Annotated in this window: 24 protein-coding genes; 10 read left to right on the forward strand and 14 right to left on the reverse strand. The window is 65.6% G+C overall.

Features of this window, described 5'->3' with window-relative positions; genetic code table 11:
* From rph to hemW, 3 genes are all read left to right on the forward strand, one after another.
* Positions 1 to 709 (forward strand): ribonuclease PH (rph, locus tag L2I41_RS19365; RefSeq protein WP_390634502.1); only part of this gene is annotated, 709 nt, incomplete at its 5' end.
* Between the two features lie 2 nt (positions 710 to 711).
* Positions 712 to 1,371 (forward strand): non-canonical purine NTP pyrophosphatase, encoded by a 660-nt coding sequence (locus L2I41_RS19370; protein WP_237155232.1) that lies wholly within the window; start codon positions 712 to 714, stop codon positions 1,369 to 1,371.
* Positions 1,368 to 2,576 (forward strand): radical SAM family heme chaperone HemW, encoded by a 1,209-nt coding sequence (hemW, locus tag L2I41_RS19375; protein WP_237155233.1) that lies wholly within the window; start codon positions 1,368 to 1,370, stop codon positions 2,574 to 2,576. The genes L2I41_RS19370 and hemW overlap by 4 nt, the downstream gene beginning before the upstream one ends.
* A 90-nt stretch (positions 2,577 to 2,666) precedes the next feature.
* On the opposite strand, the gene secB is transcribed toward hemW, so the two are convergent.
* Together secB and L2I41_RS19385 are read right to left on the reverse strand one after the other, a co-directional pair.
* Complete coding sequence (gene secB, locus L2I41_RS19380; protein ID WP_237155234.1) at positions 2,667 to 3,155, reverse strand: protein-export chaperone SecB; 489 nt, start codon at positions 3,153 to 3,155, stop codon at positions 2,667 to 2,669.
* 154 nt (positions 3,156 to 3,309) lie between these two features.
* Complete coding sequence (locus L2I41_RS19385; protein WP_237155235.1) at positions 3,310 to 3,837, reverse strand: FxsA family protein; 528 nt, start codon at positions 3,835 to 3,837, stop codon at positions 3,310 to 3,312.
* Positions 3,838 to 4,278: 441 nt separating this feature from the next.
* Between L2I41_RS19385 and L2I41_RS19390 the strand changes: the two genes are divergently transcribed.
* The 4 genes from L2I41_RS19390 to L2I41_RS19405 are packed head-to-tail and all read left to right on the forward strand — an operon-like array spanning position 4,279 to position 7,009.
* Complete coding sequence (locus L2I41_RS19390; RefSeq protein WP_237155236.1) at positions 4,279 to 4,974, forward strand: Tim44/TimA family putative adaptor protein; 696 nt, start codon at positions 4,279 to 4,281, stop codon at positions 4,972 to 4,974.
* Between the two features lie 6 nt (positions 4,975 to 4,980).
* Positions 4,981 to 6,081, forward strand: a complete 1,101-nt coding sequence (mltA, locus tag L2I41_RS19395; protein ID WP_237155237.1) for a murein transglycosylase A — start codon at positions 4,981 to 4,983, stop codon at positions 6,079 to 6,081.
* Positions 6,078 to 6,653 carry a Smr/MutS family protein gene (locus tag L2I41_RS19400; protein WP_237155238.1) on the forward strand — a complete coding sequence of 192 codons (576 nt, stop codon included), beginning with the start codon at positions 6,078 to 6,080 and terminating at the stop codon, positions 6,651 to 6,653. The genes mltA and L2I41_RS19400 overlap by 4 nt, the downstream gene beginning before the upstream one ends.
* Positions 6,650 to 7,009 (forward strand): helix-turn-helix domain-containing protein, encoded by a 360-nt coding sequence (locus L2I41_RS19405; protein ID WP_237155239.1) that lies wholly within the window; start codon positions 6,650 to 6,652, stop codon positions 7,007 to 7,009. The genes L2I41_RS19400 and L2I41_RS19405 overlap by 4 nt, the downstream gene beginning before the upstream one ends.
* Positions 7,010 to 7,020: 11 nt before the next feature.
* Here L2I41_RS19405 and L2I41_RS19410 read toward each other — a convergent pair whose 3' ends face one another.
* The gene (locus L2I41_RS19410) at positions 7,021 to 8,007 is read right to left on the reverse strand and encodes a 2-hydroxyacid dehydrogenase (protein ID WP_237155240.1); all 987 of its coding nucleotides are present in this window, start codon (positions 8,005 to 8,007) and stop codon (positions 7,021 to 7,023) included.
* Between the two features lie 282 nt (positions 8,008 to 8,289).
* On the opposite strand from L2I41_RS19410, the gene L2I41_RS19415 reads away from it, so the two are divergent.
* Positions 8,290 to 8,811, forward strand: a complete 522-nt coding sequence (locus L2I41_RS19415; RefSeq protein ID WP_237155241.1) for an SH3 domain-containing protein — start codon at positions 8,290 to 8,292, stop codon at positions 8,809 to 8,811.
* A gap of 56 nt (positions 8,812 to 8,867) precedes the next feature.
* Here L2I41_RS19415 and L2I41_RS19420 read toward each other — a convergent pair whose 3' ends face one another.
* The 3 genes from L2I41_RS19420 to L2I41_RS19430 form a co-directional block, all read right to left on the reverse strand.
* Entirely contained in the window at positions 8,868 to 10,193 is a 1,326-nt protein-coding gene (locus L2I41_RS19420; protein WP_237155242.1) for a bifunctional folylpolyglutamate synthase/dihydrofolate synthase, read from the reverse strand.
* A gap of 164 nt (positions 10,194 to 10,357) precedes the next feature.
* Positions 10,358 to 11,242, reverse strand: coding sequence for an acetyl-CoA carboxylase, carboxyltransferase subunit beta (accD, locus tag L2I41_RS19425; RefSeq protein WP_237155243.1), 885 nt, complete (start codon positions 11,240 to 11,242; stop codon positions 10,358 to 10,360).
* A gap of 192 nt (positions 11,243 to 11,434) precedes the next feature.
* On the reverse strand, positions 11,435 to 12,514 hold the full coding sequence (locus L2I41_RS19430) for a glycosyltransferase (protein WP_237155244.1): 1,080 nt from the start codon (positions 12,512 to 12,514) through the stop codon (positions 11,435 to 11,437).
* A 187-nt stretch (positions 12,515 to 12,701) separates the two neighbouring features.
* Here L2I41_RS19430 and pglB point away from each other — a divergent pair, with 187 nt between their 5' ends.
* Positions 12,702 to 14,036 (forward strand): polygalacturonase PglB, encoded by a 1,335-nt coding sequence (pglB, locus tag L2I41_RS19435; RefSeq protein WP_237155245.1) that lies wholly within the window; start codon positions 12,702 to 12,704, stop codon positions 14,034 to 14,036.
* A 69-nt stretch (positions 14,037 to 14,105) separates the two neighbouring features.
* Positions 14,106 to 14,567, forward strand: coding sequence for an L-2-amino-thiazoline-4-carboxylic acid hydrolase (locus L2I41_RS19440; protein ID WP_237155246.1), 462 nt, complete (start codon positions 14,106 to 14,108; stop codon positions 14,565 to 14,567).
* A gap of 3 nt (positions 14,568 to 14,570) precedes the next feature.
* On the opposite strand, the gene mtnA is transcribed toward L2I41_RS19440, so the two are convergent.
* The 8 genes from mtnA to mutM all read right to left on the reverse strand — a co-directional run bounded on the left by mtnA (position 14,571) and on the right by mutM (position 25,250).
* Entirely contained in the window at positions 14,571 to 15,650 is a 1,080-nt protein-coding gene (mtnA, locus tag L2I41_RS19445) for an S-methyl-5-thioribose-1-phosphate isomerase (protein WP_237155247.1), read from the reverse strand.
* A 161-nt stretch (positions 15,651 to 15,811) separates the two neighbouring features.
* Positions 15,812 to 18,241 carry a DNA topoisomerase (ATP-hydrolyzing) subunit B gene (gyrB, locus tag L2I41_RS19450; RefSeq protein ID WP_237155248.1) on the reverse strand — a complete coding sequence of 810 codons (2,430 nt, stop codon included), beginning with the start codon at positions 18,239 to 18,241 and terminating at the stop codon, positions 15,812 to 15,814.
* 295 nt (positions 18,242 to 18,536) lie between these two features.
* Entirely contained in the window at positions 18,537 to 19,691 is a 1,155-nt protein-coding gene (recF, locus tag L2I41_RS19455; RefSeq protein ID WP_237155249.1) for a DNA replication/repair protein RecF, read from the reverse strand.
* Between the two features lie 59 nt (positions 19,692 to 19,750).
* Positions 19,751 to 20,869 carry a DNA polymerase III subunit beta gene (gene dnaN, locus L2I41_RS19460; protein WP_237155250.1) on the reverse strand — a complete coding sequence of 373 codons (1,119 nt, stop codon included), beginning with the start codon at positions 20,867 to 20,869 and terminating at the stop codon, positions 19,751 to 19,753.
* A gap of 242 nt (positions 20,870 to 21,111) precedes the next feature.
* The gene (gene dnaA / locus L2I41_RS19465; RefSeq protein ID WP_237155251.1) at positions 21,112 to 22,605 is read right to left on the reverse strand and encodes a chromosomal replication initiator protein DnaA; all 1,494 of its coding nucleotides are present in this window, start codon (positions 22,603 to 22,605) and stop codon (positions 21,112 to 21,114) included.
* A 262-nt stretch (positions 22,606 to 22,867) separates the two neighbouring features.
* Positions 22,868 to 23,308 (reverse strand): rhodanese-like domain-containing protein, encoded by a 441-nt coding sequence (locus L2I41_RS19470; protein WP_237155252.1) that lies wholly within the window; start codon positions 23,306 to 23,308, stop codon positions 22,868 to 22,870.
* Between the two features lie 630 nt (positions 23,309 to 23,938).
* Entirely contained in the window at positions 23,939 to 24,205 is a 267-nt protein-coding gene (gene rpsT / locus L2I41_RS19475; RefSeq protein ID WP_237155253.1) for a 30S ribosomal protein S20, read from the reverse strand.
* A 175-nt stretch (positions 24,206 to 24,380) separates the two neighbouring features.
* Complete coding sequence (mutM, locus tag L2I41_RS19480; protein ID WP_237155254.1) at positions 24,381 to 25,250, reverse strand: bifunctional DNA-formamidopyrimidine glycosylase/DNA-(apurinic or apyrimidinic site) lyase; 870 nt, start codon at positions 25,248 to 25,250, stop codon at positions 24,381 to 24,383.
* Between the last annotated feature and the right edge of the window lie 111 nt (positions 25,251 to 25,361).

The following is a 25,361-nucleotide window of genomic DNA, read 5'->3' on the forward strand; positions in this document are numbered from 1 at the left end:
TAGAGCGCCAAATGAATTGCGCCCCGTGTCCCTCGAACGCGGCGTGTCGCGCCATGCGGAAGGCTCCTGCCTCGTCAAGTTCGGCGAGACCCATGTGCTGGTGACCGCGTCGGTGGACGAAAAGGTGCCGCCGTGGCTGCGTGGCGGTGGCAAGGGCTGGGTCACCGCCGAATATGGCATGCTGCCGCGCGCCACCGGCGAGCGCATGAAGCGCGAAGCGGCGGCCGGCAAGCAGTCGGGTCGCACCCAGGAAATCCAGCGTCTCATCGGCCGCTCCATGCGCGCCGTCGTCGACCTGATCGCGCTCGGCGAGCGGCAGATCACCATCGACTGCGACGTGATCCAGGCCGATGGCGGCACCCGCACCGCCTCGATCACCGGCGCTTACGTTGCGCTTTATGATGCCATCGAGTGGATGCGCAAGCGCAACCTGATCCCCGCCGGCGCCAAGGTGCTGCGCGATCAGGTGGCCGCCATCTCCTGCGGCATCTACGAGGGCACGCCGGTGCTCGACCTCGACTACCCCGAGGATTCCTCCGCCGAGACCGACGCCAATTTCGTCATGACCGGCACTGGCGGCATCGTCGAGATCCAGGGTACGGCTGAAGGCAAGCCCTTTTCGGAAGACGAACTTGCCCAGCTGATGACGCTCGCCAAGGGCGGCATTGCGCAGCTCATTGAACTGCAGAAGAAGACCATCGCGGGGTGAGCATGACCGAACAGCGTCGCATCGACGGCAAGCGCCTGATCATCGCCAGCCACAACAAGGGCAAGATCCGCGAGATGCATTTCCTGCTCGGCGGCCTTGCGATCGAACTGGTGACGGCCGGCGAACTCGGCCTGCCCGAACCGGTGGAAGACGGCACCACCTTCGTCGAGAACGCCCGCATCAAGGCGCTGGCCGCGGCCCGCGCCTCGGGCGAAGTGGCGCTGTCGGACGATTCCGGGCTTTGCGTCGACGCACTCGACGGTCGCCCCGGTGTCTACACCGCCGACTGGGCCGGTCCGAACCGCGATTGGTCCATGGCCATGCGCCTCGTCGAGGAAGAGCTGTTCAAGGTTGGCGCCTCAAAGCCCGAGCAGCGGCAGGCCAGGTTCGTCTCGCTGCTCTGCCTCGCCTGGCCCGACGGCCACACCCAGGAATATCTCGGCGAACGGCAGGGCACGCTGGTCTGGCCGCCGCGCTCGGGTCCGATCGCCTATGGCTATGATCCGGTGTTCGTGCCCGACGGCGAGGACCGCACCTTCGGCGAGATGACAGCCGAGGAAAAGCACGGCTCGATCTGGCAGGCTCCGGGGCCGCTGTCGCACCGGGCCCGTTCGGTCAAGGCCCTGGTCGAGGGCGCCTTCCCCGTGGGTATTCGCCCATGATCGCACGCGGGGACGACCTTCTGGCCCGCATCGAACCGCGCCCGACAGGCACGCCGGACATCGGTTTCGGCGTCTATGTCCATTGGCCCTTCTGTGCGCAGAAATGCCCCTATTGCGACTTCAACAGCCACGTGCGCCACGGCGGCGTCGATGAGGCGGCTTTCCTTGCTGCCATCCGCAAGGAGCTGGCCGCCAATGCCCGCCTGACGCCGGGCCGCACCGTCACTTCGGTGTTCTTCGGCGGCGGCACGCCGTCGCTGATGGCGCCGGGCACGGTCGGTGCGGTGCTGGAGGCCATTGCCGGTCACTGGGCGGTGGCTGATGACGCCGAGATCACGCTCGAAGCCAATCCCTCTTCCGTGGAAGCGTCGCGCTTTCGCGGCTATCGCGACGCCGGCGTCAACCGCGTGTCGCTTGGCGTGCAGGCACTCAACGATCCCGACCTCAAGTTCCTCGGCCGGCTGCACGACGTCGATCAGGCGCTGGGTGCGGTGAAACTGGCCCGCGACACCTTCCCGCGCCTGTCCTTCGACCTCATCTACGCCCGTCCCGGGCAGAGCGTCGAGGCGTGGAGCGCCGAACTCCGGCAGGCCATCGGCTATGCCGCCGATCATCTGTCGCTCTACCAGCTGACCATCGAGCCGGACACCGCCTTCGCCCGCCTGCACGAGGCCGGCAAGCTGATCGTGCCCGACGCCGACGAGGCGGCCGCGCTCTATGAGGCGACGCAGGAGATCACCGCGGCAGCCGGCCTGCCGGCCTACGAGATCTCCAATCACGCCGCGCCGGGCGCCGAGAGCCAGCATAACCTCCTCTATTGGCGCTATGGCGAGTATATCGGTGTCGGTGCCGGCGCCCATGGGCGCATCGTGCTCGGCCCGAAGGGCGAGCGGCTGGCCACCGTCACCGAGCGCAATCCGGAGACCTGGGCGGCCCGGGCGGTGGAAAACGGCAATGCGGTGATCGAGGTGGAATCCATCTTCGGCGAGACCGCCGGCGACGAAATGCTGCTGATGGGCCTGCGCCTTACCGAGGGCATCGACATTGCCCGCTATCAGGCCATTGCCGGCCGCCGCTTTGATGAAAAGCGCATCGCCGACCTTCTGCACCACGGCATGATCGAAGTGCTGCCCAGCGGCCGCATCCGCACCACCCCCTCCGGCGCCTTCGTGCTGGATGCGGTGGTTGCCGATCTGGCGGCCTGACGGACGCGCTTTTCCCGAACAAGCAAAAACGGCCGCCGGACATCATCCGGCGGCCGTTTGCATTTCAAGGTATCAGCCTCGCCAAGCCGATCAGTTCGGCTGGCTCTGCTGCTGCTGGGCCTGCTGCAGGCGCACCATATACTGCTGATAGAGCTGCACGAAATCGATGGGATCGATCATCAGCGGCGGGAAGCCGCCGCGCAGCGCCGCATCGGCCACCACCTGGCGGGCGAAGGGGAAGAGCAGGCGCGGGCATTCGATGTTGACGAAGGGATGCAGGTGCTGCTGCGGCACGTTCTGCACCGTGAACAGGCCGCCGTAGAGCAGCTCGATGTTGAACACCACGTCATCGCCCGACTTGGCGCTGACGTCGATGCGCAGATCCACCTCGAACTCCGAACCGGAGCGCTGACGCGAGCTGACGTTGACGCCAACGGCGATCTGCGGACCGCTCTCGCGCGGGCGCAGGCTTTCGGGCGCCTTGGGGTTCTCGAAGGACAGATCCTTGACATACTGGGCGATGACGCTGATCGCCGGCTGCAGCTGGGCGCCTTCGTTTTCGGGCTCTACGGAACTCATGTGCTACTCCTCCGGTCGGCGCTCGAGACGTCCGGCCAGGACCCTCTTGCACGACGCATTTCTCAGGCAAATGAAAGCGTTAAATTGGCGGTTTCCCGCAATCGGACCGGCAGCAGCGCTAACAGGCTTGCCCAGCAAGTTCAAGCCTGTCGCTCTACGAGCCCTTGTTTTCTTCGGCTCCGCCCTTGGGCAGCGAGGTCCACGGAGAGTTCGGGTCCTGCGGTCCGCTCTGGCCGCGCTCGGTATACTCGTCGGCGTCGAGATCGACCACGCCGGGCTCGCTCTTCCGCGTCGTCCAGGTGGCCGAATGGCCGGTGGTGGTCAGCGTCATGCCGCCGAGCGCCAGACGGATCAGCAACTTGCGCAGGGGCGAGAACAGCAGCAGCAAGGCCATGATGTCGCTGATGAAGCCGGGCAGGATCAGGAGCAAGCCGGCGAGCGCCACGGCGAAGCCCTCGAGCATGCTGTCGGCGGGCATGCGCCCCGCATTGAGCTCGGTCTGGATGCGCCGCATCAGGCTGAGCCCCTGCAGGCGAAGGAGCGCAAGGCCGCCAAAGCCGGCCAACAACACGAGACCGATGGTGTTGATGACGCCAACCTTGCCGCCGACCCAGGCGAAGACCGCGATTTCGGCAAGCGGCCAGAGGATCAGGAGGAGAGGCAGGAACCGCCAGGCACGCATGTGATTTCCTTTCGAGGCCGACGGCCATGGACCGGAGGCTGCAGGTGCCATGCCTTGACGCACGCGCCGCAACACCGTCCGATGGCAAGATAGTCCCGGCACGGACATATTCAAGTAAGTGTAGGCCTTTGCCAGGGCATTGCACCCTTTTCGAGCCTTTCGGCGCGCGGGGGCTCTTCCCCGCCAGCCGCATCCGGGGCGGGGCAGTATCGGTAACATCAATTCACGACAGCATCTTTCAAGCGCTTCCTCTTGCCCTTACATAGGGGATGGAATTGGGTTAGGAACGAACCCTGATCTTCGCTGCCAGCCTGCGCAAGCCACGCCCGTCATCGGCGCAAGGCGCCGTCGGGCATCCGGTTGGAGGCCTGCGGTCGGCAGGGTGGTGCAAGCATCAGGTTTCGGCATTTGAACCGGGATATCGCGCGGATGAATAGCTTCATGGATTTTACCAGCCTGATCTTCCTGGTGGTTGCCATCGTCATTTTCTGGCGGCTGCGCAGCGTGCTCGGCACGCGCACGGGGCGTGAAAAGCCTCCTGTGGATCCCTTCGTCACCAAGGCGCCGCAACCGGCCCCCGAACCCGGCGACAACGTCATCACCCTGCCCTCGCGGACGGGCCGCAGTGATCCGGCGGGCGTGCAGACCGATGAGCGCCTCGAACAGGTCGCTCCGGCCGGCACCGCGCTCAACGCGGCGCTGCGCAGCGTCATGGCTGCCGATCGCAGCTTCGACGTGGACAGCTTCCTGACCGGCGCGCGCGCTGCCTATGAGATGATCGTCACGGCCTTTGCCTCCGGCGACCGCGAGGCGCTGCGCAATCTTCTTTCCCGCGAAGTCTTCGACGGTTTTTCCGGCGCCATCGGCGAACGCGAACGCCGGCGCGAGACCATGGACTTCACCTTTGTCGGCGTCGACAAGGCCGACATCACCGAAGCATCCGTCACCGGCGGCACGGTTCAGGTGGCTGTCCGCTTCTCCTCGCAGCTGATTTCCGTGACCAAGGCCGCCGACGGCTCCGTCGTTGATGGCGATCCCTTGAAAGTGTCCACGGTCAACGATCTGTGGACCTTTGCGCGCGAAGTCCGCAGCGCCGATCCCAACTGGAAGCTCGTCGCCACGGAAGGGGAAAGCTGAGCGATCGTGTCCGAGCCAGCCATTGCCGAACTGGTGCCCGTAGACTTTGCCGATCTTGAAGGGTGGGCGGCCGATGATCATCGAGCCGCCTTTGCTGCATTCCGCCTGTCGGCGGCGCGCATCGTCGACAAGCCTCCGAAGACGAAGCCTCTCGGCCCCGAGGGCACCCATCTCGTGGCGGCGGCGAAAGCTGCTCTCCTGGCGGGCGAGACCCTGACGGCGGCAGACGCGCGCGTCTTCTTCGAGACGCATTTTCAGCCGCACCGCGTCATTCCGGCCGAAGGCTCCGGCTTCGTCACCGCCTATTTCGAACCCGAGGTAGACGGCGCCCTTGAGGCGAGCGCGGCCTTCCCGGTGCCGCTCTACGGTCGGCCGGCCGATCTTGTGGAACTCGGCCCGGACGACGACCGGTCAGGGCTCGATCCGGTGCTGACCTGGGCACGCCGCCTTCCGGACGGCGGGATCGCTGAGTATCCCGACCGTGGGGCCATCATGGACGGCGCCATCGCCGGCAGCGTGCCGGTGCTCGCCTATGTGGCCAATTGGGTCGAGGCGCTGTTCATTCACGTCCAGGGCTCGGCCCGCATCCGCGTGTCGGGCGGTGGCGTGCGCCGGCTGACCTTCACCGCCAAGTCCGGCCATCCCTATTTCCCGGTGGCGCGCGTCATGGTCGAGCGCGGCCTATGCAAGCCGGCAGAGGCGACGGCGGACGTGATGAAAGCCTGGCTTCTCGGCCTCTCGCCCGACGAAGCCCGCGCCGTGATCGGCCGCAACCGCTCCTTCATCTTCTTTCGCGAGGCGCTGGTACCCGATCCGGCCCTCGGCCCCATCGCCGCGGCCGACGTGCCGCTGTCGCCCGGCCGCTCGCTGGCGGTGGACCGTCATCTCGTCACCTTCCATGTGCCCATCTTCGTCGAAGCCGACATCGACGCGCCGGTCGGCGCCTTCCGCCGCCTGATGATTGCCCAGGACACCGGCTCGGCCATCCTCGGTCCGGCCCGCGGCGACATCTTCTTCGGTACCGGTGAGGCCGCCTGGCATCTGGCGGCGCGCGTGCGCCATCCGGCCCGCTTCACGCAACTGGTGCCGCGGGAGCCGAAGTCGTGAGCCGGCGGCGCGGCCGACACCTCAATGAGGAAGAAGAGGCGCTGTGGGGTGCCGTGAAGCGGACCGTCGTGCCGCTGCGCACCCATGTGCCGATGGAAGCGCCGGCGCCCGAGGTCACCCCCGCCAAACCGGAGAAGCCAGCAGCCCGGCGCCCGGTGGCGCTTGCCCCCTATACGCCGCCCGGTCCGCCGCCGAAGCCGGCCGTTCCCGTCCTGCATCCGCTCGGACGCCGGGACCGGCAGCAGGTGGTGCGGGGCCGCCGCGACATCGACGGTCGGCTCGATCTGCACGGCTATCGTCAGGACGAAGCGCATGCCCGTCTCGCCGGCTTTCTCGGCCACGCCCAGGCCATGAGCTGGAGCCTGGTGCTGGTGATCACCGGCAAGGGCATGGGAGGCAGCGGCTTTGCCGAGTTGCACGAGCCCGAACGTGGCGTGCTGCGGCGCGTCGTGCCGCTGTGGCTGAGCCTGCCGGAATTCCGCCGTTTCGTGCTCGGTTTCGAGGATGCGCATCTGGTACATGGCGGTGGCGGGGCGCTCTATGTGCGCATCCGCAAGAGGAAGGCGCCATGACCCCCTTCGGTGCCCGCCTGCGCCAATTGCGCGACCAGCGCGGCATGACCATGAAGGCTATGGCAGCGGACATCGGCGTGTCGCCGGCTTATCTGTCGGCGCTGGAACACGGCCGCCGCGGTCGTCCGACCTGGATGCTGCTCCAGCGCATCATCGGCTGCCTCAACATCATCTGGGATGAGGCTGAGGAGCTTGAACGTCTGGCCGACCTGTCGCATCCGCGCATCGTGATCGATACCGAGGGTCTCGATCCGGCCGCCACCGAGCTGGCCAACATCCTCAGCCAGCGCATCCGCGATCTGGACGCCAAGACCATCGGCGAGATTCTCGTCCTGTTGACCCCGCGCAAGAAATAAGGCGCGACCCCTCAGAGCATGCTCGGCAGCACCCGGTCCGGCGGACGGTGACCGTCCATGAAGGTCTTGATGTTGACGATCACCTTCTCGCCCATGTCGATGCGCCCCTCGACGGTCGCCGAGCCCATGTGGGGCAGCAGCAGCACCCGATCGCATTTGACGAGCTTGGGATTGACCGCCGGCTCGTGCTCGAACACGTCGAGCCCGGCCCCGCCCAGTTCGCCGGCCAGCAGCATGCGCGTCAGCGCGTTCTCGTCGACGATCTCGCCGCGCGCCGTGTTGACCAGATAGGCGTCCTTCTTCATCAGCTTGAGTCGGCGGGCCGACAGGAGATGATAGGTGCCCGGCGTATGCGGACAATGGATCGACACCACGTCCATGCGCGCCAGCATCTGGTCGAGACTTTCCCAATAGGTGGCGTCCAGATGCTCTTCCAGCTCCGCCGACAGGCGCTTGCGATTGTGATAGTGGATCGACATGCCGAAGGCGCGGGCGCGCCGCGCAACCGCCTGGCCAATCCGGCCCATGCCGATGATGCCGAGCCGCTTGCCGCTGATCCGGTGGCCGAGCATCCAGGTCGGCGACCAGCCGCGCCAGGCGTCTCCCTCGATCACCTTGATGCCCTCGGCCACGCGCCGCGGCACGGCGAGGATCAGTGCCATGGTCATGTCGGCGGTGTCCTCGGTCAGGACGCCCGGCGTGTTGGTCACGGTGATGCCGCGCTGCGTCGCCGTGTCCACGTCGATATTGTCGACGCCATTGCCGAAGTTGGCGATCAGCTTGAGATTGGGCCCGGCCTGCGACAGCACGGCGGTATCGATTCGATCGGTGACCGTGGGCACCAGCACATCGGCGTGGCGCACGGCCTCCACCAGCTCGGCCTGCGTCATCGGCTGGTCTTCAGCGCTGAGACGAGCGTCGAACAGCTCGCGCATGCGCGTTTCGACGGCTTCGGGCAATTTGCGGGTCACCACCACCAGCGGCTTCTTGCGGGCCATGTTTCCTCGCCTTTCTTGTCTTGCGGTGCCTTCCGCTCGCAACAGTCTTCGCCAAGCCGAAGGTGCCGTCAATCCACCAGAGGGCGGCATTGCGGTACACTGCGTCGCAGCCCGGACGCGTCCGACTGTTGACGAAGCTGGCGCCTTGGATGACAAGGGGGAAACGGACCGTCGTTCCAGCGCCTCGCCTTCGAGGTGGTGGTAGCAGAGCGAGGGTCAAACACAACAGAGCAAAAAGACGAGTGGTTCCGGCGCGGCCGGGCAAGAGGAAAGTCGCAGACCATGCGGAAGGCCAAGTATGCGTATCGGGCGGCAGGGCTCTGCCTTCTCATGGGACTGGCCGGCGGCGCCTTCGCCCAGGACGTGAAGCTCGGCCCGAGCGGCCAGCCCATTCCGCGCTTCGTCAGCCTGAAGTCGGATTCGGTCAACGTTCGTCAGGGGCCGAGCCGCGATCAGGCCGTCGTCTGGCGCTATGTGCGCTCCGGCATGCCCGTTGAAATCACCCAGGAGTTCGAGAACTGGCGCCGCATCCGCGACGTGGAAGGGGCGGAAGGCTGGGTGTTTCACAGCCTGCTCTCCGGCACGCGCACGGCGCTGGTGGCACCGTGGGATACCAAGAAGACGCCCATCGACATCCATTCGAGCGCCGATGACGGCAGCCGCGTTACCGCCCATCTCGAACCGGGCGTGCAGGGCCGCGTCAACAAGTGCGACGGCTCCTGGTGCCAGCTGTCGGGCGACGGCTTCTCAGGCTGGATCCACCAGCAGCAGCTCTGGGGCGTCTATCCGGACGAGAAGTTCTGATCTTCCTGGCCCTGCGCCGGATCGGTAAGCGATCCGCGCCAGGTCCTTGCCCGCCGTCAGGTCGGCGGCGTACCGTTCTCCGCCAGCACTTCGCCGGCGAGATAAAGTGAGCCGCAGATCAGGATGCGCGGCGCGATCGGCCCGCTCCAGGTCTGGCGCAGATGGCCGAGCGCTTCGCCGACGCTGTCGCAGGCCATGGCCGCGAGGCCTGCGCCCTTCGCAGCTCCCGCCAGCGTCTGCGCCGGCCAGGCGGCGTCGGAGTTGCGGATCGGCACCGCATAGACCCGCCGGGCCAGACCGCCGAAGGCCTCGAAGAAGCCTTCAGGATCCTTGCTGGTGAGCATGCCACTGATCAACACCAGCGGCCGGGCGACGCGTTCCTCAAGATCGGCCATGGCCGAGGCGATCACCTTGCCGGCGTCGGGGTTATGCCCGCCATCCAGCCAGATTTCCGAGCCTTCCGGCGCCATTGCGTGGATGATGCCCTGGGTCAGCCGCTGCAGGCGCGCCGGCCATTCCACCGATTCCATGCCCCGTTCGATGGCGGCCGGGGCAACCGCAAGACCACAGGCGCGCAAGGCGGCGATCGCCGTGCCGGCATTGGCGATCTGGTGGCTGCCCGGCAACCGCGGTCGCGGCAGGTCGATGAGGCCATCGCCGTCCTGAAACACCAGCCGGCCATTCTCCTCGAAACTCGTCCAGTCCTGCCCGCCGATGTGCAGCGTGCCGGCGCGCGTACGCTGCGCCGCCGCCTCGATCACGGCCCGAACGCTGTCCGGGTTGGGGCCGAGCACCACGGGCCGACCGCGCTTGATGATGCCCGCCTTCTCGAAGGCGATCTTCTCGACCGTATCGCCGAGGAAGGCCTGATGATCGAGCGAAATCGATGTGATCACCGATACCAGCGGGTTGTCGATCACATTGGTGGAATCGAACCGACCTCCCAGCCCCACTTCGAGGAGCACCACATCGGCCGGCTGCTCGGCAAACAGCAGGAAACCCGCCGCCGTCAGGAGCTCGAAGAGCGTGATCGGCTGGTCGCCATTGGCCGTCTCCGTGCGCTCGAGCGCATGGGTCAGCGCCTCGTCCGAGACGAAGCTCGACCGGCCTGGTGCGTCGGCCAGGCGGAAGCGCTCGTTGAAGCGGACGAGATGCGGCGACGTGTCGGTGTGGACGCGATAGCCCGAGGCCTCGAGCATGGCGCGCAGAAAGGCGACCGTCGAGCCCTTGCCATTGGTTCCGGCCACATGGATGACCGGCGCAATCTGCTTCTGCGGGTCGCCAAGCGCCGACAGGAGCCGCCCGATGCGGTCGAGCGTCAGGTCGAAGCCCTTGGGCCACCGTTGCGACAGGCGGTTGATGATCTCGATCGATCCGTTCATCGTGTCAGGCTATCCCCGAGATTGGCGTGTCCGGCTGGTCAGTCCTTGAGGCTTGCCTCTGGGGGAGAGGCAAGCGCGGCCGGATCCTATCGACATGACGCATCAAATACCATCGGTCGAAGGCGCGCAGCCTCGACCGGTGGTTCCGAGGCCGACCGCTGCGGTCAGCGCAGGGCAACGGCCTGCGACGGCGCGTCCGTTGCGGGCAGCAGCAGGCGGACGAGACGCGCAATGGTCGAGCGAAGTTCCTTGCGGTGGACAACCATGTCCACCATGCCGTGATCGAACAGATACTCGGCCCGCTGGAAGCCCTCGGGCAGCTTCTCGCGAATGGTCTGCTCGATGACGCGCGGTCCGGCAAAGCCGATCAGGGCACCCGGCTCGGCAATGTGGATGTCGCCCAGCATGGCATAGGAGGCGGTCACGCCGCCGAGCGTCGGGTTGGTCAGCACCACGATATAGGGCAGCCCGGCAGCCCGCAGCATTTCCACGGCAACCGTGGTGCGCGGCATCTGCATCAGCGACAGGATACCTTCCTGCATGCGTGCGCCGCCAGAGGCGGTGAACATGACGAAGGGCGCCTTGCGGCTCACAGCTTCTTCCATGCCGCGCACGATCGCCTCACCGGCGGCCATGCCAAGCGAGCCGCCCATGAAGTCGAAATCCTGGACAGCGGCGACCAGCGGCTGCGTCTCGATGCGGCCGGCACCGACGATCACCGCGTCATCATGGCCGGTCTTGGCGCGGGAATCGCGCAGGCGGTCCACATAGCGCTTCTCGTCACGGAACTTCAGAGGGTCCTGCAGCACAGACGGCGTCTGGATCGCGTCATAGATGCCGTCGTCGAACAGCATCTTCAACCGCGCTTCCGCCGGCATGCGCATGTGATAGCCCGAATTGGGGATGACCCACTGGTTGGCTTCGAGATCGCGATGGAACACCATCTCGCCGGTTTCGGGGCACTTGACCCACAGATTTTCCGGAACGTCGCGCTTGGCGGACCAAAGCGAGCGGATTTTCGGGCGGACGACGTTGTTGATCCAGTTCACTGGGCTGATGACCTTGAATGGGCGGCGCCGGTCGAGCCGGTCCGTGCCGCGCGTTCTGGGGACGAAGCGACCGGGCAGGGGGTGAAATCACCGCTCCGCGCCAGCGAGCCTCACTCTTGTTGGCGCTCTCATAGCACAGGCTTGCCCCGCTGCGAAACCCGTTCGGATCCGCACACGCGTCTTTCCCTGTTTTCAGGCATTTTCCGCGACGTCGGTCATCAGATCGAGATAGGCCTCCGCCCGGCTCTTCACTGAAAAGTCGAGCGCCCGCGCCATCCGTGGGGCCGTCTGGCCGGGATCGGCAAGGCAGGCATCCAGCGCCGCAGCGAAGGCGGCCTCGTCCCCATGCGCGGTCAGGATGCCAAGCCCCGGCCGGTCGAGGATTTCGCGCGGGCCACCGCAATTGGTGGCCACCACCGGCAACCCGTGCGCCAGCGCTTCCACCACGGTGAGCCCGAAGGCTTCGACCCTGGAGGGCAGGGCGAACACCTTGGCGCTGGCATACCAGGGCCAAGGCTTCTCCTGATAGCCGGCAAATTCGACGCGCGGGCGGATTCCCACCCGGTCGACTTCCGCTTCGATCTGCGCCCGCTCGTCGCCTTCGCCCAGGATGACAAGGCGGGCATCGGGGGTTTTCAGGAGGGCAAAGGCACGGACGAGAAAGGGCAGGTCCTTCATCGGCGTCAGGCGCGACGCGGCCAGGACGATCGGCGGGCGGGCTGCAAGCGTCGCGTCGCTCACCTCGATCGGCGGCACGGCGACCGGATTGAGGATGGTCGCGATCCGGTCGGCGCGGCCACCATGGCGTCGCACCACTTCACGGGTGAGATCCTCGGAGACGGCAACGGTGCGCCCGGCGAGGCGAGTCAGCAGCGGCGCCAGCGTAAAGCTGAGGCGGCTCAGGCGCTTGGGTTCGTTCTCGGCATATCCGTGGTAGGAAATGATGGCCCGCCGCCGCCGTCCGGCCAGCAGGGCAGCCACCACATGCTTGATGTTGCTGGCCCCCAGCGCGGAAATGGAGACGTCCGGTCTCTCCCTGAGCAGGAGGCGCATCAACGCCAGGATCGCGGTGAAATGGCCGCTGCCAAGCTCGATGACGGGAATGGAGCCGGCGAGCATGCCGATATTGGCGGACGCCTTGTAGTCCACGGCGAAGAGAACCTCATGCCCCATCTGGGCAAGCGCCGTCGCCATCAGCGCCCAGACGCGCTCCGCACCGCCCCCTGCAAGTGCGTGGATATAGAAGACGATCTTCAGCTTCTTGACGACCATTTCGGTTCCGCGTTCGGGGCCCCTGTCCATCTTTGATAATGTACATTTCTTTACGGCGATTGAATGGATCGCAGCCTTCTGCGCCATTCACTTGCCTGCCGCTAAAAACGAAAATAATTTTATATTTGAATAGTTTGACTGCTGCGGAAATAATGGCGAGATAGCCAACCGCACGGAAAAAATTTCAATGTCAGTCGCTCGCAACGCCGCCGCTCAGATCGCTGCCACCGGCAGTGACGAGACCGACCTGATCCAGACCGCGATCGACCGGTTGTCGGCGGCGGGCGGTGGCCGGCTTCAACTCGAGGCCGGACGCCATGTCTGCGCCGGTCTGAGGCTCGCCGACGGCGTTGACCTTCATCTTGCCGAGGGCGCCGTTCTGGCGCCGGTTCCCGACTATGCCGCCTACGCCGCCAACACCGTTGGCGTGATCGCGGAAGACTCCGACCGGGCGATGATTGTCGCCAAGGGTGCGCGCAACATCGCCATTTCAGGCGCCGGCCGTATCGAGGCTGGCGGGGCGGCCTTTGCCATCGCCGACGATGCCGCCATGGGCACCTTCGTTCCCGCCGCCCGCCGCCCGCGCGTGGCCGTGTTCGAGGATTGTGCCGGCGTCGCGATCGCCGATGTCACGGTGTCCCGCTCGCCCATGTGGACCTGGCACATGGTCGCCTGCAACGGCGTGGCGGTGCGCAACATCGTCGTCGACAATGATCGCCGCATGCCCAATACCGACGGCTTCGTGGTCGACAGCTGCTCGGACGTGCTGATCGAGGACGCCAGGATTGATACCGCCGACGACGGCATCGTGCTGAAAACCAGCAAGCTTGCCAATGGCATAGGCGCCATGCGCGACGTTCGCGTGCGCCGCGTTTCCGTGTCGAGCCAGAGCTGTGCCCTGAAGATCGGCACGGAAACCTTCGGCGACATCGAGGACATCGTGTTCGAGGATTGCGTGATCCGCGACAGCAACCGCGCCCTCGGCCTGTTCTCCCGCGACGGCGGACGGCTCGCCCGGGTGCGCTTCTCGCGCATTTCCGTGGACTGCCACGAGACTCTCGACGGCTTCTGGGGCTCGGGCGAAGCCTTGACGGTCAACATTGTCGATCGCCGCCCCGACAGCCGGCCGGCCGGCGCCATCACCGACCTTGTGGTCGAGGACGTGACGGGGTCCATGGAAGGCGCGATCAATCTCATTGCCGCCGCACCCGCCGGCATCAGCACCATTCGCCTCTCCCGCATCGACCTCCGCCAGCGCCCGGGGCGGCTCGGCACCGGGCGCACCTATGATCTGAGGCCGACGCCGGCCGATCTCGCGCCGTCGCCGGATGCGGCCGGCAGAGCCAATGCCTGGGTCAGGGGCGCCGATGGCAAGGTGGTCGGCCTGACCGCCTATCCCAACGGGATGCCCGGTGTTTATGCCAAGTCCATCAAGGATTTGACGATGGACGACGTCAAGATCAGCCGGCCGCACCCGCTCCCCGCCGACTGGAACAAGGCCATCAAGGTCATCGAGGCCTGATCGCCATTGACCTCGCTGGGCGGATCGGTTCTCCTGTCGGTTCATACCCAGAGTTCCGGAGAGCCGCCCATGTCAGACGCCATCATCGAACGCCGCCGCATCGAAGCCGAGCTGCTGCGTCAGGTCTATGAGGCGGTCCGGGAAAGCCATGGCGAGGAGACGGCCGTCGACGTGGTCGATCGCGCCGTGCGCAAGGCTGCCGTGGCCCAGGGCGCCCGCTTCCGCGCCGAGCTCGGCCGCGAGCCGGATCTCAAGGATTTCAAGGACATCCTGCGTTTCTGGACCGCCAATGACGCCCTGACCATCGACGTCGAGGTGGCCGAGGCCGATCAGCTGGACTTCAACGTCACCCGCTGCCGCTATGCCGAAATGTATCGCGACATGGGCCTCGGCGCGCTGGGTGCGGTGCTGTCCTGCAACCGCGACGACGAATTCTGCAAGGGCTATAGCGGCCGCATGAAGCTCACGCGCACCCAGACCATCATGGGCGGGGCGAGCCACTGCGACTTCCGCTATCGCCTTGAAGATTAAGCCTTATCCGAACAAGGACCTGAGGCCGTCCCGGCTCGCCGGACAGACGCCGCGTTCGGTGATGAACGAGGTGACCAGCCGGGCCGGCGTGACGTCGAAGGCTGGATTGCCGAGCGGCGTTGCCTCAGGCGAGATGCGCACGGCGGCCAGGGCGCCGTCGTCCGTCCGACCCCAGACATGGGAGACTTCCCGGCCCGACCGCTCTTCGATCGGGATGTCGGCGCCGCGCTCCACCGACCAGTCGATGGTGGGCGAGGGCAGGGCCACATGGAAGGGCACGCCATTGTCGGCCGCTGCCAAGGCCTTGAGATACGTACCGATTTTGTTGGCGACGTCGCCATTGGCGGTGACGCGGTCGGTGCCGACGATCACCATGTCCACCTCGCCCTGCTGCATCAGATGACCGCCGGCATTGTCGGCGATCAGGGTGTGGGGAACGCCGTGGCCGGCGAGTTCCCAGGCAGTCAACGAGGCGCCCTGATTGCGCGGCCGCGTCTCGTCGACCCATACATGCAGGTCGATGCCGGCGTCGAAGGCCTGGTAGATCGGCGAGGTGGCGGTGCCCCAGTCGACGGTGGCGAGCCAGCCGGCGTTGCAATGGGTGAGGATGTTGACGCGCTTGCCACCCTTGGCTTCGGCGAGCTTGCGGATCAGCGGCAGGCCGTTTTCGCCAATGCGGCGGTTGATCTCCACGTCCTCGTCGGCGATTTCGGCGGCGCGGGCATAGGCGGCGTCGCGGCGGGCGGATGGGGCCAGCGGCTGAAGGCGCTGGCGCAAATCATTGAGCGCCCACAACAGGTTGATCGCCGTCGGCCGGGTACGGGCAAGGCGGCTGTAGGCCGCCTCCAGCGCCGCATCCGACGGGTCCGAGGCCATGGCGATGGCAAGACCATAGGCGGCGGTAGCCCCGATCAACGGCGCGCCGCGGATCCACATGTCGGTGATGGCGAGCGCCACCTCATCAAGGCTACCGAGCCGGACCACACGGAATTCATGCGGCAGCCAGCGCTGGTCGATGACGAAGACGCCGGCACTGTCCGGGTCGGGCCTGATGCTGCGATAGGGCGTGCCGGCAACCTTCATGGGTATCCTCTCGATCGGTTCTGACAGTCAATAGGAGCCCGCCAACGGCAATGAGACAGGGCCGGCGCCAACGTCGCGTTCAAGTCGCTCCGGCCCCGGAAAAGGCGGTGTCGAAAGTCACGCTTATGTCGCCGATGTCGCGGGCGGGGACAAAGCCCCCGTCAGACGTCGAGATTGGCGACCGACAGGGCGTTGGCCTGGATGAATTCGCGCCGCGGCTCCACCTCGTCGCCCATCAGGCGCTCGAAGATGTCGTCGGCCTCGACCGCCTCGGCCACCTTGACCTGCAACAGCGAGCGGGCATTGGGATCGAGCGTGGTCTCCCACAGCTGCTCGGCGTTCATTTCGCCGAGGCCCTTGTAGCGCTGCATGGAGATGCCCTTGCGTCCCACCGCGAAGACCGCGTCGAGCAGGCTGCTCGGACCGCGCACCTGCGTCTCCACGTCCTTGCGGCGCAGCACCGCCGGCTTGCCGTAGATCTCCTGCAGATGCAGGGCATGGCCATCGAGCTTGCGCGCGTCGGCCGAGGAGAGCAGGGCCGTGTCGATGGTGGTCGTCTCGGTGACGCCGCGCACCACGCGGCGGAATACCAGCGAACCGTCCTCGTTGGCTTCGCCCACCCAGCCCTTCTCGAAATCGTCGGCGAGAATGTCGAGGCGGCGGGCCACATATTCGGCGGCCGCGTGGGCCTTCGTGCGGTCGGTCAGAATGTCGGCGTTGAGCGCGCCGGCGATCGCCGCCTGCTCGACCACCGAGCGGTCATAGCGGTGATGCAGGCCATCGAGCAGGCTGCGGATCGAACGAGCCCGGTTGGCAACCGAGCGCAGGTCGACGCCGGCCCGCTCCTCGCCCGTGGCAAGGCGCAGCACGGCCTCTTCGAGACCCTGATCGATGAGATAATCCTCAAGAGCCGCCTGGTCCTTGAGATACTGTTCCGACTTGCCCTTGGTCACTTTGTAGAGCGGCGGCTGGGCAATGTAGATGTGACCGTTCTCGATCAGCTGCGGCATCTGCCGGAAGAAGAAGGTGAGCAGCAGCGTACGGATATGGGCGCCGTCGACGTCGGCGTCGGTCATGATGATGATCTTGTGATAGCGCAGCTTGCCCACATCGAACTCGTCGGCCCCGATGGAGGTGCCGAGCGCGGTGATCAGCGTGCCGATTTCCGCCGACGACAACATCTTGTCGAAGCGCGCGCGCTCCACGTTGAGGATCTTGCCGCGCAGCGGCAGCACGGCCTGGAACTCGCGATTGCGACCCTGCTTGGCGGAGCCACCGGCCGAGTCACCCTCGACGAGGAAGAGTTCGGTGTTGGCGGGATCGCGATCCTGGCATTCGGCGAGCTTGCCGGGCAGCGAGGCCATGTCGAGCGCGCCCTTGCGGCGGGTGAGCTCGCGCGCCTTGCGGGCGGCTTCGCGGGCGGCGGCAGCTTCCACCACCTTGCCGACCACCACCTTGGCTTCCTGCGGATGCTCCTCGAACCAGGTGCCGAAGGCGCCGTTGAGCGCGCCTTCCACCACGGGACGCACTTCCGAACTGACCAGCTTGTCCTTGGTCTGCGAGGAGAATTTCGGATCGGGAACCTTGACCGAGAGAACGCAGGTGAGGCCCTCGCGGCAGTCGTCGCCGGTCAGCGTCACCTTTTCCTTCTTGGAAATGCCGGAGGCGTCGGCATAGCCGGTGATCTGGCGCGTCAGCGCGGCGCGGAAGCCGGCCAGATGGGTGCCGCCGTCACGCTGCGGGATGTTGTTGGTGAAGCACAGGACATTCTCGTGATAGCTGTCGTTCCACCACAGCGCCGCTTCCACCGTGATGCCGTCCCTCTCGGTGATCACATAGATGGGCTTGGAGATGGCCGGCTTCTTGGAGCGGTCAAGATAGCGCACGAAGGCTTCGAGGCCGCCCTCATAGTGCAGTTCCTCGACGCGTGGTTCGACGCCACGGGCGTCTTCCAGGATGATGCGGACGCCGGAGTTGAGGAAGGCCAGCTCGCGCAGGCGGCGTTCCAGCGTCGCGAAATCGAAGTCGGTGATGCCCTTGAAGGTCTCGAAGCTCGGGTGGAAGGTGACTTCCGTGCCCTTCTCGCCGGGCGCCTCGCCGATCACCTTCAGTGGCGCGTCGGCGACACCATGGGTGAAGCTCATCTCGTGCACGAGGCCGTTGCGCCAGATCTTCAGCTTCAGCCACACCGACAGGGCGTTCACCACCGACACGCCCACGCCATGCAGACCGCCGGAGACCTTGTAGCTGTTCTGGTCGAATTTGCCGCCGGCATGCAGCTGCGTCATGATGACTTCAGCGGCCGAGACGCCTTCTTCCTTGTGGATGTCCGTGGGGATGCCGCGGCCATTGTCGCGCACCGAGCAGGAGCCGTCGGCGTTGAGGCGCACCTGGACGAAATTGGCGTGACCGGCCAGCGCTTCGTCGATGGCGTTGTCCACCACCTCGTAGACCATGTGATGCAGACCGGAGCCGTCGTCGGTGTCACCGATATACATGCCCGGGCGCTTGCGCACCGCATCCAGTCCTTTCAGAACCTTGATGGATTCCGCGCCATATTCTTCTGCGCCGGACGGGATGTCATCTGCCATGAGTGTCTTCGCTTTTCTGACGATAGGTGGTTCCAGTCATAGAGACTGTGGAGATGCGGTTCAATGACTGTGCGGCAAGCTTTAAAATACAAATGAATTCATGGGCTTGACGTGTGGAAAGATGGCTCGTGCCGCCCCCCTTGCACTCTTGTCTGGCAAAAGGGCGACAACAAGGCGAATCACTGGCGCCGCCGCCGGCAAGATTGCGCCGATCCGCGGGCCGTGCGGCGGCGCAAGTCTTTGAATCCGAAGTCGTCGCGGGTTGGCCAAATCCACGATTTCGGCGGCGATGGCCCTAGGTAAAATCAGGGGTGAACAGGCGGTCGTCGCCGGCGATCCCGAGGAGCGCGGCGCTGTCCCTGAGCGGGGCAAACGGCCGCGCGTCGGTGCCGGTCATGAAGGTCTGGCCGCCGAGACCGTCGAGGAGATCGAACAGCGCGTGCCGGCGCGCCTCGTCGAGATGGGCGGTCACCTCGTCGAGCAGCAGGAGCGGCTTCTGGCCGACCAGTTCCGCCACCAGCGCCGCCTGGGCCAGCACGAGGCCGATCAGCAGCGCCTTCTGCTCGCCGGTGGAACAGAGCGCCGCCGGCATGTCCTTGACGCCATGGCGCACGGCAAGATCGCTGCGATGCGGGCCGGTGAGCGTGCGTCCGGCGGCGCGATCGCGCGAGCGGCTGGCGCCGAGATCGACACGGTACCAGTCTTCCACATCCGAGGCCGGCCCGGTGCGCAGCGCGTCGTCGATGCTGCCCTCAAGTGACAGCCGCACGGGCGGGAAGGGACTCTGATGGCCCTGGCGAGCCACCAGGCGGCTCAGGCAATCCACCGCCTCGCGCCGGGCCGCGGCAATGGCAATGCCCGTCTCGGCGATCTGCTGCTCGATGGCGTCGAGCCAGGCCGGATCGGCGTTGCGATCTTCCAGCAGGCGATTGCGCGAGGTGAGCGCCGTCTCGAAGGTGGCAACGCGCCGGCCATGGCCGGGATCGAGCGTCAGTACCATGCGGTCGAGAAAACGCCGTCGCTCGCCGGCCGACCCGGTGAACAGCCCGTCCATGGCGGGAATGAGCCAGATGAGGCGTACATGGTCCGACAGGCCCTCGCTGCCCTTCTGCGGCTCGCCGTTGATGCGCACCTGCCTCAGATGCCCGTCCGGCTCGATGCCCGTGCCGATGCGCGTCTCGCCAAAGGGGCCGCCGTCGAGATCGGCGGAGACGGCAAAGCCGCCGCCGCCGCCGTGGCGCGCAAGTTCGGCCAGCGTCGCCCGGCGAAAGCCGCGTCCGGGTGCGAGCAGGGAAATGGCTTCGAGAATGTTGGTCTTGCCGACGCCATTGTCGCCGATGAACACAGCCGAGCGGCCGCCGAAATCCAGCGTCAGGGCTGCGTGATTGCGAAAATCGGTGAGGCGAAGGCGCGTGAGTGCCACGCGCGCGGCCGGGTCGTCAGACATCATGAAGGCGCTCCGGATCGACCGACGGCCGCCGTCGGCGACGGCACCATCGGTGCGTCGGCTCAGACGCGCATCGGCATCAGCACATAGAGCGTGTCGCCGTCGCCGGAGTCCTGCACCAGCGTCGGCGAACCGGAGTCGGCGAGGCGGAACACGGCGGTCTCCGACGTGAGTTGCGAGGTGATGTCGAGGAGATAGCGGGCGTTGAAGCCGATTTCGAGCGGCTCCTGGTCATACTCGACCATCACCTCTTCGGTGGCCGAACCGGAATCGGGATTGACCACGGTCAGCACCATCTTGCCGTCGGAGAGCGCCAGCTTCACGGCACGGCCGCGCTCGGAGGAAATGGTCGACACGCGGTCGACCGCCTCGGCGAACTCGGCCTTGTCCACCTTCAGTTCCTTGTCATTGCCTTGCGGAATGACGCGGCTGTAGTCGGGGAAGGTGCCATCGATCAGCTTGGAGGTGAGCACCACGTCGCCGACGGACATGCGGATCTTGGCATCCGACAGCTCGACGGTGACTTCGGCCTTCGGGTCTTCGAGAAGGCGCTGGATCTCACCCACGGTCTTGCGCGGCACGATGATGCCCGGCATGCCCTGCGAGCCCGCCGGTGCCGCCACGTCGGCGCGCGCCAGGCGGTGGCCGTCGGTGGCGACGGCGCGGAACAGCGGGCCGTTCGGGCCATCGACCGTGTGCAGGAAGATGCCGTTCAGATAATAGCGGATCTCCTCATTGGAGATGGCGAACTGGGTGCGGTCGATCAGCATCTTGAGCTGACCGGCTTCCAGCTTGAAGGAATGGCTGAGGTCGCCGACGGTGATGTCGGGGAAATCGCTTTCGGGCAGCATCTGCAGCGAGAAGCGCGAGCGGCCCGAGGAAATCGACAGCGTCGCGCCGTCGGTGGAGGCTTCCAGCGACACCTGCGCGCCATCCGGCAGCTTGCGCACGATGTCGTAGAACATGTGCGCCGGCACCGTGGTGGCGCCCGGCCGTTCGACCACCGCCGGCACGCTTTCCTGCGCCTCGAGGTCAAGGTCGGTCGCCTTCAGGCGGAGCGAGCCGCCGTCGGTGCGCATCAGCACGTTGGACAGGATCGGAATGGTGTTTCGCCGTTCAACGACCCGATGCACATGGGCGAGGGAGGAGAGAAGATGTGACCGCTCCAGCGTAACGCGCATCGAATAAACCCGTTTGTCCCGGAAGACGGAGAGACGGCCGGGCGATCGCGCCGCAGCGGGACCAGTCTCCGCGTTCCTGCATGCCTTTTTTGTCCCCGCGCCATCAGGCAGCGGGACAGGCACATTACGGCAACCCACAATTTGTGCAAGGGACCACGCGGAGGATCAGACCAATTCGCCCAAAAAAATGCGGAGCCCCTGATCACAGGGGCTCCGCATCTCCAATCAGACTGGCGAATGTCTCAGGCTTCAAGCATGCGCTTGAGGACCTCGATCTCCTGCATCAGCGCGTCGTCGGTGCCGAGCAGCTCCTCGACCTTGCGCACCGCATGCAGCACCGTGGTGTGATCGCGACCGCCGAAGCGCCGGCCGATTTCCGGCAGCGAGCGCAGCGTCAGCGCCTTGGCCAGATACATGGCGATCTGGCGCGGCCAGACGATGGTCCGGGTGCGGCGCGAGGACAGGAGGTCCTGCTTGGACACGTTGAAATGCTTGGACACCACGCGCTGGATGTCCTCGATCTTGACGCGACGCGTTTCGGAGACGCGGATCAGATCCTTGAGCGAGGTTTCGGCCATGCCCAGCGACAGCGGCAGGCCGGTCAGCTGGTTGTGGCCGGCGAGGCGAGTGACGGCGCCTTCGATGTCGCGGCCCGACGTTGTCACGTTGCGCGCGATGAAGTCGATCACGTCCTCAGGCACCGAGAAGGTGGGCATCTGCTGCTGCGTGATGGCGATGCGGCGTTCGACGATGGCCCGGCGCAGGGCGGAATCGGGCGCGCCGATCTCGATGAGCAGGCCGCCGGACAGACGCGAGCGCACCCGCTCGTCCAGCGCTTCCAGCTCCACCGGCGGACGGTCGGCGGCAACGACGACCTGACGGGCGCCGTCGATCAGCGAGTTCACCGTATGGCAGAATTCCTGCTGGATCTGCTTGCCATGCAGGAACTGCATGTCGTCGATCACCAGGAGGTCGATGGTGCGCAGCGCTTCCTTGAAGGCGATCGCCGACTGGTTCTGCAGCGACTGCACGAAGCGATACATGAAATGCTCGGCGGTGAGATAGAGCACCTTGAGGCCGGGATGATCGGCACGGATGCGGTGTGTGATCGCCTGCAGCAGATGGGTCTTGCCCTGGCCGACGGCCGCATGCACGAACAGCGGATTGAACTTGACGCCGCCGCCATTGGGGCCGTCCGCCACCTGGCGGGCCGCGGCAAGCGCGAGGCGGTTCGAGGCGCCCTCGACGAAGTTGTCGAAGGTGTAGCGCGGGTCGAGCGGCGAGGAGATGTCGTCAAACAGGGCGGCAGCAGCATCCTGCGTGCGGGCGGCGGCATTCGTCACCGGCGTGTCGCGCTTGACCGGGGCAGCGGTCTGCGGACGGGCGGCCGGGACGGCCTGCGGGCGCTCGGCGCCATTGAAACGGGCGGGCGCTTCCACCTTGGCGCGGACGGCGCTGCGCACGGTCACTTCCACCTTGCGGAAGGAGGCGCCCTCGCTCTGCCACAGATGGGTCAGCTTGTCGCGATAATGGGTGGAGATCCAGGTCTTGAGGAAGCGGCTGGGAACAGACAGCACCACGGTGCCGTTTTCCATCTGCTCCACGTTCATGCCGGCGAACCAGCAGGAGAAGACTTCATCACCGAGGTCGGCCTTGAGACGCCCACGCACCCGCGCCCACGCGTCCACTTGCGGCCCAGCCTCTGTGCCGATCTTCTCGATGCCCGCTTCAAACATTCTTGGCCCCTTTCAATTTGCCCCTCGAAACGCTGCCGCTCAGCACGCTTCGATCTTGAACCCATTTCCAATCCGGAGTTGACCGTTCAACCGTTGGCTGATCAGCCCTTTCTTCCGCTCCGATGACACCGGAGCCTCCGTCCGCCCCCCCCGTTGTCCGCCTGATGCACCCCTCCCCGAAGGTATTTCAGAGGACGAAAGCTCCCTTCAGCATCGGGCCGCCGCCCGAGCCGTCGCACACGCCATCACCCACTTTAGAAACTCAGCTCTGGATCCAGGGCAGACCGGCGGCCTTCCAGCCTCCGACCCCGCCCCGATGCCGCTCAGGATCGAGCGGTCCCTCAAAGCCTTCCGCCACATTGAAGGCGGCCGTATGCCCGTCCGACGTTGCCGCGATGGCCGCCGACTTGCTGCGCGCTCCCGACCGGCAGATGAAATACACCGCCGCGTCCTTGCCGAGACCACGCTCCGCCAACCCGTCGGCCAGCTCGGCAAGAAACTTGCCGTTCTGGTTCATGGTCGGAAAGGACTGCCATTCGATCAGCAGCACGCGCTTGCTCAGCGAGCTGAGATCGGGGATGCCGACGAAATTCCATTCGGCAACCGTCCTCACGTCGACAAGCACGGCATTGGGGTCGGCACTGAGCGCCTTCCACACCGTCTCGACATCAAGGTCGCCGGAATATTCGAGACCATTGGTCAATCTAGCAACTCCATCTCAACAATCAGCATTACACTTGCGTTGACTGTCGACTGGTGTGGTAAAACAAACAATTCTCGTGGCGCTCTTCGCGCACGATCATTGAAAATCTTCCCGGATGATTTAGGAGCTGTGGCACGAATAACATTATTGCAATGTATTCCGTGACCTAGCCCTTCTTTCGTCTGGTGTCCGATCAGATTTTGTCTGGCCGGTCCCGATTGAAGCGACCATACACAGACGAAATTTGTGGAGCAAGATCGGAATCTTCCGAAGCGATTAACAGCATTTTAACGATGACATCGTTGTTCCGCTTCGACCCCGGAAGGGTGTGGAGAACGCTTTGGGATTCCTCTCTTTTCGGATTCCGATCGCCTGTTGTCCCCTCGGACTGAGGCGAAATCGCGGCACGAAAAGCTTAGCCGCATTTCGGTTTCCGACGACCCCGGATCTGTCCCGGCAAAGACGACGTATGTCTAAGCCATTGAGATCACTGAGTGAATTTTGACAGGCCCAAGAAGCTCCCAAAGCGGAATACCATAGCTTGACAAGCCGGCGAAAATGAAAAAGCCCGGCGCGAGGCCGGGCATAATTCATCGATTCGCCACAATGTGACAAAGCCGCGAAAGCGTCTCAGGCAGAGAGCTTCTTCACGCGGGCGGCAAGGCGAGACACCTTGCGCGAGGCAGTGTTCTTGTGAACGATGCCCTTGATCGAAGCACGCATCAGCTCCGACTCGGTGACCAGGAAGGCCGCCTTGGCAGCAGCAGCGTCGCCCGAAGCAATCGCTTCCTCGACCTTGCGAACGTAGGACCGCATGCGGCTGCGGCGAGCCTTGTTGACCTCAGCGCGAGCCGCAATCTTGCGGGTCGCCTTCTTGGCCGACGGCGTATTGGCCATAACGAAACTTCCTTGCACCCGGCCGAGCCGGATCTTGTGTTGAACCCTTAGAACGGTGTGGGCCGCTTGAACCCGGCTGCACACAGCGGCAAAAATACCGCCGGCGGCCAAAAGGCTTCAGCCACCGTTGTTGGTGGGGGCTTATAGACGCAGATTGAGCCGGCGTCAACGCCCGTTACGCCTGACATCGCGCACAAAAGAAGGTCGAGCGCCCCGACTGGGTCTGCCGCACGACGGTGCCGCCGCACCCCGGGCGCGGACAGTCGCATCCCTCGCGGTCATAGACCTTGAAGCTGTGCTGGAAATAGCCAAGCGAGCCATCGGTGCGCATGTGGTCGCGCAAGGTGGAGCCGCCCGCCTCGATCGCCTCGGCGATCACCTCGCACACCGCTGCCGCCAGCCTCGCGCATTCGGCGCTGCCGAGGCTTGCAGCGGTCCGCAAGGGGCTGATGGCCGACCGATGCAAGGCCTCGCAGACATATATATTGCCCAGACCCGCCACCACGCTCTGGTCGAGCAGCACCGTCTTGATCGGCGATTTCCGCCCGGCAAAGGCCTCCTCCAGCAAGCCGCCGCTGAAGGCGTTGGAGATCGGCTCCGGCCCGAGCCCGGCAAGGCGCGGGTGACTGGCCTCCCCGGAGCTTGCAAAGAGATCCATGAAGCCGAAGCGGCGCGGATCGTTGTAGATCACCTCGAGGCCCGAGGTGAGGTGGATGCGCACGTGATCATGGGCGCTGTCGCGCGAGCGGGCCATGGCAAAGGCCCCAGGGGCAAAGGCGCCGGACGGTTCGGCACCGGCCACGCGGAAGGAGCCGGACATGCCCAGATGGGCCAGCAGCACGAAGCCGTCGTCGAGATCGGCGAGGAGATATTTCGAGCGCCGGCGCAGTGCGGTGACCGTTCGGCCCGTCAGGCGCGCGGCAAAATCGGTCGGAAAGGCAAAGCGCAGGTCCGGCCGGCCGAGATCGACGGACGCGATCACCGCCTGCTCGAGCACGGGCATGAGGCCCCGCCTGACGGTCTCTACCTCCGGCAACTCCGGCATGACGTCTCCCTGATCGCTGAAGGACGGGCCGCTTCCGGGCGGCATCCCGGACCGGCGGATCAAATCGCAATGCAACATAGCGTCCCGTCCGGACTTCGGCTATGGTCGCGC

This window comes from Oryzibacter oryziterrae (assembly GCF_021864535.1).
GTDB lineage: Bacteria > Pseudomonadota > Alphaproteobacteria > Rhizobiales > Pleomorphomonadaceae > Pleomorphomonas > Pleomorphomonas oryziterrae.

Excerpts from the sequence above, each read along its gene's own strand:
- L2I41_RS19415 (WP_237155241.1), top strand. The coding sequence starts at position 8,290 with ATGCGGAAGGCCAAGTATGCGTATCGGGCGGCAGGGCTCTGCCTTCTC.
- dnaN (WP_237155250.1), bottom strand. The coding sequence starts at position 20,869 with ATGCGCGTTACGCTGGAGCGGTCACATCTTCTCTCCTCCCTCGCCCAT.
- mutM (WP_237155254.1), bottom strand. The coding sequence starts at position 25,250 with ATGCCGGAGTTGCCGGAGGTAGAGACCGTCAGGCGGGGCCTCATGCCC.
- L2I41_RS19385 (WP_237155235.1), bottom strand. The coding sequence starts at position 3,837 with ATGCGTGCCTGGCGGTTCCTGCCTCTCCTCCTGATCCTCTGGCCGCTT.
- L2I41_RS19410 (WP_237155240.1), bottom strand. The coding sequence starts at position 8,007 with ATGGCCCGCAAGAAGCCGCTGGTGGTGGTGACCCGCAAATTGCCCGAA.
- dnaA (WP_237155251.1), bottom strand. The coding sequence starts at position 22,605 with ATGTTTGAAGCGGGCATCGAGAAGATCGGCACAGAGGCTGGGCCGCAA.
- rpsT (WP_237155253.1), bottom strand. The coding sequence starts at position 24,205 with ATGGCCAATACGCCGTCGGCCAAGAAGGCGACCCGCAAGATTGCGGCT.
- L2I41_RS19390 (WP_237155236.1), top strand. The coding sequence starts at position 4,279 with ATGGATTTTACCAGCCTGATCTTCCTGGTGGTTGCCATCGTCATTTTC.
- hemW (WP_237155233.1), top strand. The coding sequence starts at position 1,368 with ATGATCGCACGCGGGGACGACCTTCTGGCCCGCATCGAACCGCGCCCG.
- L2I41_RS19420 (WP_237155242.1), bottom strand. The coding sequence starts at position 10,193 with ATGAACGGATCGATCGAGATCATCAACCGCCTGTCGCAACGGTGGCCC.
- gyrB (WP_237155248.1), bottom strand. The coding sequence starts at position 18,241 with ATGGCAGATGACATCCCGTCCGGCGCAGAAGAATATGGCGCGGAATCC.
- L2I41_RS19440 (WP_237155246.1), top strand. The coding sequence starts at position 14,106 with ATGTCAGACGCCATCATCGAACGCCGCCGCATCGAAGCCGAGCTGCTG.
- L2I41_RS19430 (WP_237155244.1), bottom strand. The coding sequence starts at position 12,514 with ATGGTCGTCAAGAAGCTGAAGATCGTCTTCTATATCCACGCACTTGCA.
- secB (WP_237155234.1), bottom strand. The coding sequence starts at position 3,155 with ATGAGTTCCGTAGAGCCCGAAAACGAAGGCGCCCAGCTGCAGCCGGCG.
- L2I41_RS19405 (WP_237155239.1), top strand. The coding sequence starts at position 6,650 with ATGACCCCCTTCGGTGCCCGCCTGCGCCAATTGCGCGACCAGCGCGGC.
- L2I41_RS19370 (WP_237155232.1), top strand. The coding sequence starts at position 712 with ATGACCGAACAGCGTCGCATCGACGGCAAGCGCCTGATCATCGCCAGC.
- recF (WP_237155249.1), bottom strand. The coding sequence starts at position 19,691 with ATGATGTCTGACGACCCGGCCGCGCGCGTGGCACTCACGCGCCTTCGC.
- pglB (WP_237155245.1), top strand. The coding sequence starts at position 12,702 with ATGTCAGTCGCTCGCAACGCCGCCGCTCAGATCGCTGCCACCGGCAGT.
- mtnA (WP_237155247.1), bottom strand. The coding sequence starts at position 15,650 with ATGAAGGTTGCCGGCACGCCCTATCGCAGCATCAGGCCCGACCCGGAC.